Here is an 8991-nt window from a genome sequence, read left to right on the forward strand (position 1 = left end):
GTGGCATCCTGCCACTGCACAAATCTGCCAATCCGAGAGTCAGCTTCGATGCAAGATGATCAAAAATATCACCCCAATCCCTTCCTCCTCATCAAAATTAGCCAGACTTTGAAAAAGGCGCTTTAATCAGCGGTTCCCTAGAGAGATTCAGGTCTCAGGTCCCAAGTTTCAGCTTTTGCAGTTAAGAACTCGCGCTCGAATAGTGCCTGAGAGCCGAGTTCCACATCAGGCGCGTTGCGCCCACCATCAGGAGGGTGGCTGCGATCAACTGCAGCATGATGGGCCAGGGATTCTCGGCCGCATGGATGAGCAGTCGTGAGGGGATGTTGGCCACGATGATCACGGGGATCAGCCAACTGAAGACGAGCTTGAAGGCTCCCCGGTAGATCGTGTCGGGGTAGCGGCCGATGTTGAAGAGGCTGTAGTAGCCGTGGATGAGGCCCTGCGAGCGAACCAACCAGAAGCTGGAGGCGGCAAAGACAAGCATGATGGAGTAATGGATCAGAATGCCGCAGCAGACCGCCACGGCATAGAGTAGGAGTTGTGCGACCGTGGGCAACACCGCCAGTTTCCAGAGGGCAAAGGCGACAAAGCCTCCTCCGACACAGGCATTGACCACATTATCCATGCCGAATTGCTTCAGAGAGACAACGAACTGCGTGTCGACCGGCAGCAACAGCATGAAATCCATCTTTCCGGTGCGGACGAGTTCGGGGAGATTGGCCAGATTCATGTAGAAGAAGGCTTGGAAGAGTTGTCCGATCAGCTGGTGGGTACCGATCAGCAACACGACCTCCCATTTCGTCCATCCCCCGATCGCCCCCACATAGGAGAAGACCACTTCGATAAAGACGATCTGGCCCATGAACCAGAGCACCTCCACCACCATCCAGAGAAGGAAGTTCAACTTGAAGTTCATCTCCCGGATCAGGGAATTGCGGAACATGATCCCGTAGATCTCCCATAAATGGGAAAGGCCACGATTGGTGGATCGTGGCCTGTTCATCAGTGCAGTCGGGATCCCAGGTCCCAGTCCCAAGCTTCCGATCTCTTAAAGCGGAGGCTGCTGGGAGGCTGCGTGGGAAACGACTTCCGCCACTGTTGTGGCTGCGGCCGCCATGGCCGTGCCGCGTTCCATAACCACGCCGGAAAGGTGCAAGCCTGGCAGGACATCACGTTCCTCGGAGACATCGGCACTGATACGGCGGATGGCTAGGCGTTCGGGCGCGATGCGGACCACCTTGTGAATGATGCCGAGTTTCTCCAAGGTGCCAATGATGTAGGCGGAGGGATCGATCTGCCACCAGTGCATGCCGTGGTTGGCAGAGCGTGGGAAAGCATGATGATTGTTATGCCATCCCTCACCCATGGCTAGCAGGCCGATCAGGAGATTGTTTCGGCTCTGGTCTGTTGTTACGAATTCACGGTTACCATAGGTATGGCAGACGGAATTCACCGCCCAGGTGACGTGATGGTTGAGGAACATCCGTACCGCACCTCCCCAGAGGAGTGCATAGCCGCCGCCGCTCAGTCCGCCGAGTGCGTATCCGATCAGGAAAGGGATCAGGAGACCTAGGAATGCCCAGAGCACGAAGGTGTTGCTAATGAAGACCACCAGCTTGTCCTTGAGCAGGGGGCCGGCGTAGCGCTGCAAATCGGGACGGAAGTCATCCAAAATCCAGCCAATATGGGCATGGAAGAAGCTCTTCACGGGGCTGTGAGGATCCATGTCATCATCGGAGTTGGCATGATGCTGGATATGAGTGGCGGCCCAGTTCAGGGCAGGTCCCTGGAAGGCCATGGAACCACAGATAAGGAAGAAGGCACGGATCCAATCGGGAGCTTCGAACCCCTTGTGGGTCAGCATTCTATGGTAGCCCACAGTGATGCCCAAGGCACAGAGAGTGTACCCGACAAGTAGGATGACAAGATCCGTTAAGGAGATGAAACGGCCCCAAAGGGTGAAAATGGCATAAACGGTGGACAGAAGAGGAACCCAGACTAGGAGCTGGAGAACGATCTTGGCCTTAAGGGAGACGGGCGTAGTGGACATAAATAAGAAGAACTTTCAAGGGTACTCTATGATCCGTTTCATGCAAGAAGAGATGCCTCCACTGTATCTGAAGATTATCGAAAGACCTCGGCCATCGCCGTGCTGACATTTCCGTACTGATAGGGGAAAGAAAGCCCTTGGAACCGTTCCGGGATGATTCGCTGGCTGTCCAGCATCAGGTGGGAGAGATCTCCGAGCATGAGGCGCAGGGCAAAGGCCGGGGCCGGAAAGAGTGCCGGTCGGTGGGCTGCGCGAGACGCCGCCTTGGTGAACTCGGCATTGGTGACCGGCTCCGGCATCACGGCATTCATAGGGCCGCTGATTGCCTCATTGCACAGGCACTCCAGCACCATCGAGGCCAGGTCGTCGACTTCGATGCACGACATCCATTGGCCGCCCGATCCGAGACGCCCGCCGAGGCCTGCCCGGAAGACAGGTTTGATCAGTTTCATTGCACCCCCGTCGCGGCCGAGAACGAATCCGATACGCAGCCTTACCACACGGACCCCGTACTGCTCCGCCTTGATGGCCTCAGCCTCCCATTCCTGGGCGACTTCGGCCAGGAATCCGCTGCCCGCAGGGGAATCCTCATCGGCAATCCTCTCTCCTGTGTCTCCGTAGAAGCCGATCGCCGAAGCGCTTACGAGCACGCGAGGCCTCTCCGTGGACTTAGCAGCGGCGATCCCTTCGACCAGTCGTCTTGTCCCTTCGACGCGGCTGGCGAGAATGCGTTGGCGTTTTTCCTTAGTCCAGAGACCGATGATCGATTCGCCCGCCAGATGCACGAGCCCGTCGCAGCCGGTCACATCCAGGGGCTGGGTGAGAGAGAAGAGCCGTCTTCCCTTCCCCTCGCGACGACTGAAGAGCACGACCGAGTCACCCCGCGATGTGAGGGCCGTTTGCACTGCATGACCTATAAAGCCCGTTCCTCCTGTAATGCCGATGTTCATGGAAAGAAGGTAGTTAGGCTGAAGGCTATTAGACTGGTAGGTCCGAGAGATTGGAATGGAAATTCATAAATATTCTCCGCGTCTCAGCGCCTCAGCGCGAGAATTGATTCCTGCACCTCATTCCTGAGAAGGGCATTCCATCGGGATTCAATGCACCGAGACCTTGGAAAAAAGATTCAGCACAATGGTCCCCGAGATGATGAGGGAAATTCCAAGGATGGAGGGAAGATCAAGCTGCTGCTTGTAAACAAGCCATCCCACGACGGCGACAAGTGCGGTGCCGACTCCGGACCAGATTGCGTAGGCGATTCCAAGAGGGAGGGTCTTCAGCGTCATCGAGAGGCAGGTAAAGGCGACTCCGTATCCCACCACCACAAGGATCGAGGGGGTCAGACGGGTGAAATTTTCACAGGCTTTCAATGCTGATGTGGCAACCACTTCGGCGGCTATCGCCAGCAAAAGGATGAGATAGGTTTTCATGAGGCGGCCTTGTTTTCCTAATGGGATTTCCCGAACGTGGCATGTAGCCAGCTGTAAGGAAAGTGCTCCCCGGGGCAGTCGGTGGGCCTGGGGTTGATCTCCTTGTGGGCATAGACGATGGCTTTATGGCCCTGGGATTTGCCGGCGCGATCCCTCAGATAAGCTACGAGCTCCTCAAGCGCCCCGATCTGGGCCTTAGTGGGTTGCTCTCTGTTGAAGTCGCCAACGAGGCAGATGCCTAGGGCAATGTCGTTGAGGTAATCGCTGGCCACATGGCCGCCGTTGAGCTGCGCTGTCCAGCGGCGGCCAATCTCTATCTTTCCGTCGCCCGAGCCGTGCCCGTCGCCGATCACGAAATGGTAAGCCAGGCCGTTCTTCATGTGGCGAACGCGGAGATGGTAGATGTCAAAGACCCGTGCGTTCCCCTCGCGGGTACCGCTGTTGTGGACGACGATATATTTCCAGCGACCGCGACGCACCGGGGCGCGGTCGATGGCAGCGCGGGAGGAAGCGCTCAGGTAGTTGTAAGTCCGATGCGAACCGAACATCCTGCTCCAGAAACCTTCTTCCTTCTGAGAAGTAGGCGCGGGCTCCATTCCCACTGAGGTTTCGACGCCTGATTTTTCGATCGTGATGGGGGCAGAAGGTGTTGCGCCATGGGGTAAAGGCAGAGCTGAGGGCGGTGGCAGTGGCAGTGGCAGAGAGGAGGATTGGGAGGTCGCTGGAGCTACATGCTCGGGTGAGGGCAGAACTGCAGCTGCCTGAGATGGCTGAGATGGCTGAGATGGCTGATCATGCTGAAGGGTGGGCGAAGGGCTTGGATGGTGATGGGCGGGCTTTTTCTTCCCGTTCTTATAGTGAGCAGGCTTGTGGGAAGAGGGATGCGGAGAGGGAGATGGCGACGGGTGCTTCTGCTTTTGCGAGTGGGAGGGGGAGGGGGAGTGAGAAGCTGACTTAATCCCTCCTGAGCCGGATTTCAGAAAAAGAGCCTTTTTCTCTGCATAGGAAAGCTCACCCCGCAGTGTCGATGGGAGCGTGAGCAACAACTGCACCGCAAGAAGCGGAATCAGCAGGATCCTGATGGATGTTACGATGGGAAGCACTGCCGTGAGGCTATCACTCCATAAGTCGCGATCAAGCCGTGCGAGTCTTTCTCCGCGGATAGAGCGCTTTCACTAGATAGAGCCCGTGGGCAGGGGCCATCGCCGGAGTAGGCCATGGCCGCCCCTCGGCAAGACGTTTGAGAAAAACGTCCGGATCCTCTTTCTCCTGCGCGACCCGGATTATTCCTCCGACGATCATCCGGACCATTCGGTAGAGAAAGCCATCTCCTTCGAGTGTGATCGAGATCGAGGAGCCGCGCTCTTTTATGACGACCCGACTGATGGTCCGCACCGTGCTCTCAGGCAGCGATCCCGAGTCGGCGCAGAATCCCCGGAAGTCATGGGTTCCCTCGACGCTTCTCGCCAGATCCCTGATCAGAGAGCGGTCGAGTGAACCAAAGAGATGCCATGAGCGGTTGACGAGATGGGGTGGCAGCACGGGATCGTGCCAGATGTCGTACCTATAGATCTTCCCTCGGGTGGAGAAACGGGCATGAAAATCTTTGGGGGCCCGCGAGGCCTTCATGACACGGAGCTCCGGCGGCAGCGACGAATTCAAGGCCGCCACCCAGCGGTCTGGTTTTCCCATGCGGCCTATCCTCGTCACCTGCTCAGGCGTCAGCTCGAAATGGACCGTCTGCCCGAGTGCATGCACCCCCGCATCAGTTCTCCCGGAGGCATGCAGAATGACACGTTCTCCAACAATAACCCCAATCACTTTTTCCAATGTATCCTGGACCGTGCGTCCGTGCGTCTGGCTCTGAAATCCCCTGAAGGCGGTTCCATCGTAGGCAACCAGAAGACGCAGCTTCATTTGTTAGATTGCTACCTGCGAATCAAGCCAACTCTGCAGGATCTGGACAGCGGCCGCCTGGTCGATCACCTGGCGCTGGGCCCGGCTGTCCATCCCCGTCTCCTGCAGACTACGTGTGGCGGCGACGGTCGTGAGGCGCTCATCCCAGAGAATCACGCGGGCTGCGGTGAGCTGTTTGACGGCTTCGGCCAGGGCCCGGCTTTTCTCGGCAGCGGGGCCGTAGGTTCCGTTCATGTTGCGGGGAAGGCCGATCACGATGATGCCTGCTTCCTTGTCGAGCGCCGCGGCGGCGATCTCTGGCGCACCCGTGAGGCAGTCTCCTCCCTTCACCTTGATGGTGGAATAGGGATGGGCCATGAAGCCCATTTCGTCGCTCAGAGCCAGGCCGATGCGGACCGATCCGGGGTCAACGCCAAGTACGCGGGAAGTCGAAGTCACCTTCCCATGACATCGGAGTGCAGCCATGGAGGCAAGCCATGGGAAATCCAGTAAATCGCCGCCACATTGTCGCCTTATCGTCCTTTTATTGCCGATTCCGGATTGCGAACAGTAAAGAAGAGGAGTAGTGATTCATGATATGTCACAGCTTTCCCTCAATAAATTTTCGGAGAATCTCCCCGTAAGCGGGACAATCGGACTCACCCAGGCCGTGGCCGGCCTCGGTCTCGGCCTTCTTATCGCGGACAAGTTGTCGGGTGACACCCGTCGCCGAGCCGGCAGCGTTCTACTCGTAGCTGGGGCTCTGGCCCTGGCCCCGGTGATCGCCAGCGTCGTGACCCGTGTGAGGAATCGTCCCCACTCCACGCGCCGTGCCCAGCGTCACCTGGATTCGATCCGTGAGGATGTCGGATTTCACGACTCCGAACATCTCATTTAGTCAGATCGGTTCTGCGAATGCCTAAGAGAGGGCCGGTTCCGCGCCGCGTTGTGTTGGCCTCGGCATCGCCGCGGCGGCGCGATCTTCTGGAGGCCGCGGGATTCGAGGTCATCGTCCGTCCTGCTGGTGTCGAGGAACTGTCGGAAGGGCTTGCTCCGCGTTCCTTAGTCATTGCCAATGCGGAGATGAAAGCCCTTGAGCTTGCGACCACGACTTCCGGTGATGTGGTGCTTGGAGCCGATACGGTGGTGGTCCTCGACGGACAGATTCTCGGCAAGCCCCGTGACCTTGAAGATGCCGCAGGGATGCTTCGGCTGCTTGCCGGTAGAACCCATGAAGTCCTGACCGGCGTCTGCATGCTCCGTGGAGGGACGGTGGTGCGATGTAGCTTTGTCGAGTCGACCCTGGTTGCCTTTCGCCCTTTTGATGAGGCCATGATTGCTGACTATCTGAAGGATATTAATCCCCTCGATAAAGCTGGCTCCTATGCTGCCCAGGAAGATCGCGGTCGACTGATCGAGCGCATCGAGGGATCGATGGATAACGTGATCGGCCTTCCGGTAGCACGTGTCATCGAGGCGCTGGAACAGCACTTTGCCGAACCGCAAGCTGGGTAGAACGTGGCAAAAAGAACGAAGCTCGCTGGTTGCCAGCAGTGCCAGAGTCCAATCTAATTGATCCAATGTCAGAAACGCCTGCCCATGTCGGTGAGATTTTGGAGCACATCGCCCAGTTGCTCGAACTGAAAGGGGAAAACCCCTTCAAGATCCGCGCCTACACGAATGCCGCGCGTGCTCTCGAGTCACTGAGCGAGCCGATCGAGAAAATCGTCGAGGAAGGACGTCTTGGTGAGATCGAGGGGATCGGGAAGGCGATCACCGAGAAGGTCACGGAACTCGTGACCACGGGGAAGCTGGAATATTACGAGGAGCTGAAGGGCTCCTTTCCCGAAGGGATCTTTGAGCTCTTCGAGCTTCAGGGGTTGGGAGCTAAGAAGATCAAGGCACTCCATGACCAGCTCGGGGTCTCATCCGTGGAGGATCTGGAGCGGGTCTGCAAGGAGGGGAAGGCGGCTGAGTTGGCCGGTTTTGGCGAAAAGACCCAGACGAAGCTGCTGAAAGCGATCGAGGATCACCGCAAGCATGCCGGTCGCTTCCGCATCAACGTGGTGGCCGTGCTGGCTGAGCAGCTTCTTTCAGATCTCCGCGCCCATGAGGCGGTCGGACAGATCAGCGAGGGGGGGAGCTTCCGCCGCCGCAAGGAGACGATCGGCGATCTCGACATCCTGGTTTCCTCCAAGCATCCCGAGGAGGTTACGGAATTCTTTATTCATCATCCGCTGGTCGAGGAGGTGATCGTCAGCGGGCCGACTAAATCAAGTGTCCGCCTCAAGGATGGCGTCCAGTGCGACCTGCGTGTGGTGAAGCCGGAGGAGTTTCCCTTCGCGCTCGTCTATTTCACTGGGAGTAAGGAGCACAATATCCGCCTGCGCAGCAGGGCGCTGGACCGGGGGTGGTCGCTTAACGAATACCGGTTCAGCGTGGTTGGTGATGCCGAGGGAGCTGAACAACCACCGGACATACACGACGAGAAGGAACTCTACAAATCACTGGGCCTTGATTTTATTCCTCCCGAACTCCGAGAGGACAAAGGGGAGATTGCCGCAGCGGAGGCAGGGACGCTTCCTAATCTGATCGAGTGGAGCAACCTGCGCGGCACCTTCCACTGCCACACCACAGCAAGCGACGGAAAGAATAGTCTACTCGAGATGGCCCGGGCTGCCATTGATCTCGGGCTCGAATACCTTGGCATCGCCGATCACAGCAAAAGCTCCTTTCAGGCACGCGGCCTTGATGCCTCACGTCTAGCCGAGCAGGTGGCCGAGATCCGGGAGCTGAATGCCTCCAAAGAATTCCAAGAGGCCGGATTCCGTCTCTTTGCGGGAACGGAATGCGACATCCTGAAGGAGGGTGATCTCGACTTCCCTGATGAAGTCTTGGCCACGCTCGACTATGTAGTCGCCTCGGTTCACTCCGGCTTCACGGCCGACGAGAAGACCACGACCGAGCGGATCATCCGGGCGATCCGCAACCCCCATGTCACAATGATGGGGCATCTGACGGGCCGTCTCCTGCTCTCCCGCGAGGCCTATCCGTTGAATATCCCCGCCGTCATCGAGGCGGCGGCCGAGACCGGAACCATCATCGAGATCAATGCCAGCCCCTGGCGTCTCGACATGGACTGGCGCTGGTGGCCGCTTGCCAAGGAGAAGGGGGTGAAGTGCGCGATCAACCCCGACGCCCATACGACTTATGGTCTGCAGGATCTGATTTACGGAGTCGGCATCGCCCGGAAGGGATGGCTGACGAAGGCCGATGTAGTGAACTGCCTCCCGCTTGAAAAAATCGAGAAAGTGCTCGCAGCGAAGAAAGCCCGATGAGTTTTCCCGTAGCTGTAACGGATGCGAAGCAACGGTCAGGCAAGCAAACGCTGAGGCGCGGAGATGAAGTGATCGGAGAAGGGAGTTGGCTTTTAATTTCTCTGCGTTCTCAGCGCCTCTGCGGGATATAAATCCTAGGGAAACGCTGATTTAATCGGGGCGCCCTGCGAAGTGATGCTATGCAGGATAGGAGGGTTGGGATAGAATGAGGGAATGAACAACCAGCTGAGTTTTTCTGCGAGCGAATATGCCGGGAAGAAGAAGGCAACGCGAA

10 protein-coding genes are annotated in these 8991 nt (G+C 57.8%); 3 read left to right on the plus strand and 7 right to left on the minus strand.

What is annotated here, in order from left to right; all coding sequences use genetic code 11:
* Positions 1-181: 181 nt before the first annotated feature.
* The 7 genes from K8R57_08495 to ruvX form a co-directional block, all read right to left on the minus strand.
* Positions 182-1006 (minus strand): ABC-2 family transporter protein, encoded by an 825-nt coding sequence (locus K8R57_08495; GenBank protein MCE9588337.1) that lies wholly within the window; start codon positions 1004-1006, stop codon positions 182-184.
* Positions 1007-1051: 45 nt separating this feature from the next.
* Positions 1052-2053 (minus strand): acyl-CoA desaturase, encoded by a 1002-nt coding sequence (locus tag K8R57_08500; GenBank protein MCE9588338.1) that lies wholly within the window; start codon positions 2051-2053, stop codon positions 1052-1054.
* Positions 2054-2127: 74 nt separating this feature from the next.
* Positions 2128-3003 carry a TIGR01777 family oxidoreductase gene (locus tag K8R57_08505; protein MCE9588339.1) on the minus strand — a complete coding sequence of 292 codons (876 nt, stop codon included), beginning with the start codon at positions 3001-3003 and terminating at the stop codon, positions 2128-2130.
* A 147-nt stretch (positions 3004-3150) separates the two neighbouring features.
* The gene (locus K8R57_08510; GenBank protein ID MCE9588340.1) at positions 3151-3483 is read right to left on the minus strand and encodes a multidrug efflux SMR transporter; all 333 of its coding nucleotides are present in this window, start codon (positions 3481-3483) and stop codon (positions 3151-3153) included.
* 17 nt (positions 3484-3500) lie between these two features.
* Complete coding sequence (locus K8R57_08515; GenBank protein MCE9588341.1) at positions 3501-4031, minus strand: peptidoglycan recognition protein family protein; 531 nt, start codon at positions 4029-4031, stop codon at positions 3501-3503.
* Between the two features lie 586 nt (positions 4032-4617).
* Positions 4618-5400 (minus strand): tRNA pseudouridine(38-40) synthase TruA, encoded by a 783-nt coding sequence (gene truA / locus K8R57_08520; protein MCE9588342.1) that lies wholly within the window; start codon positions 5398-5400, stop codon positions 4618-4620.
* A 3-nt stretch (positions 5401-5403) separates the two neighbouring features.
* A complete protein-coding gene (gene ruvX, locus K8R57_08525; GenBank protein ID MCE9588343.1) occupies positions 5404-5865 on the minus strand; it encodes a Holliday junction resolvase RuvX in 462 nt (153 codons plus the stop codon).
* A gap of 112 nt (positions 5866-5977) precedes the next feature.
* Here ruvX and K8R57_08530 point away from each other — a divergent pair, with 112 nt between their 5' ends.
* From K8R57_08530 to polX, 3 genes are all read left to right on the plus strand, one after another.
* Positions 5978-6277 (plus strand): hypothetical protein, encoded by a 300-nt coding sequence (locus K8R57_08530; GenBank protein ID MCE9588344.1) that lies wholly within the window; start codon positions 5978-5980, stop codon positions 6275-6277.
* Between the two features lie 17 nt (positions 6278-6294).
* On the plus strand, positions 6295-6894 hold the full coding sequence (locus K8R57_08535) for a Maf family protein (GenBank protein MCE9588345.1): 600 nt from the start codon (positions 6295-6297) through the stop codon (positions 6892-6894).
* A gap of 65 nt (positions 6895-6959) precedes the next feature.
* The gene (gene polX, locus K8R57_08540; protein MCE9588346.1) at positions 6960-8717 is read left to right on the plus strand and encodes a DNA polymerase/3'-5' exonuclease PolX; all 1758 of its coding nucleotides are present in this window, start codon (positions 6960-6962) and stop codon (positions 8715-8717) included.
* Positions 8718-8991: the final 274 nt, after the last annotated feature.

The sequence above is a fragment of the Verrucomicrobiota bacterium genome (assembly GCA_021413925.1).
Classification (GTDB): Bacteria; Verrucomicrobiota; Verrucomicrobiia; order Chthoniobacterales; family UBA6821; genus UBA6821.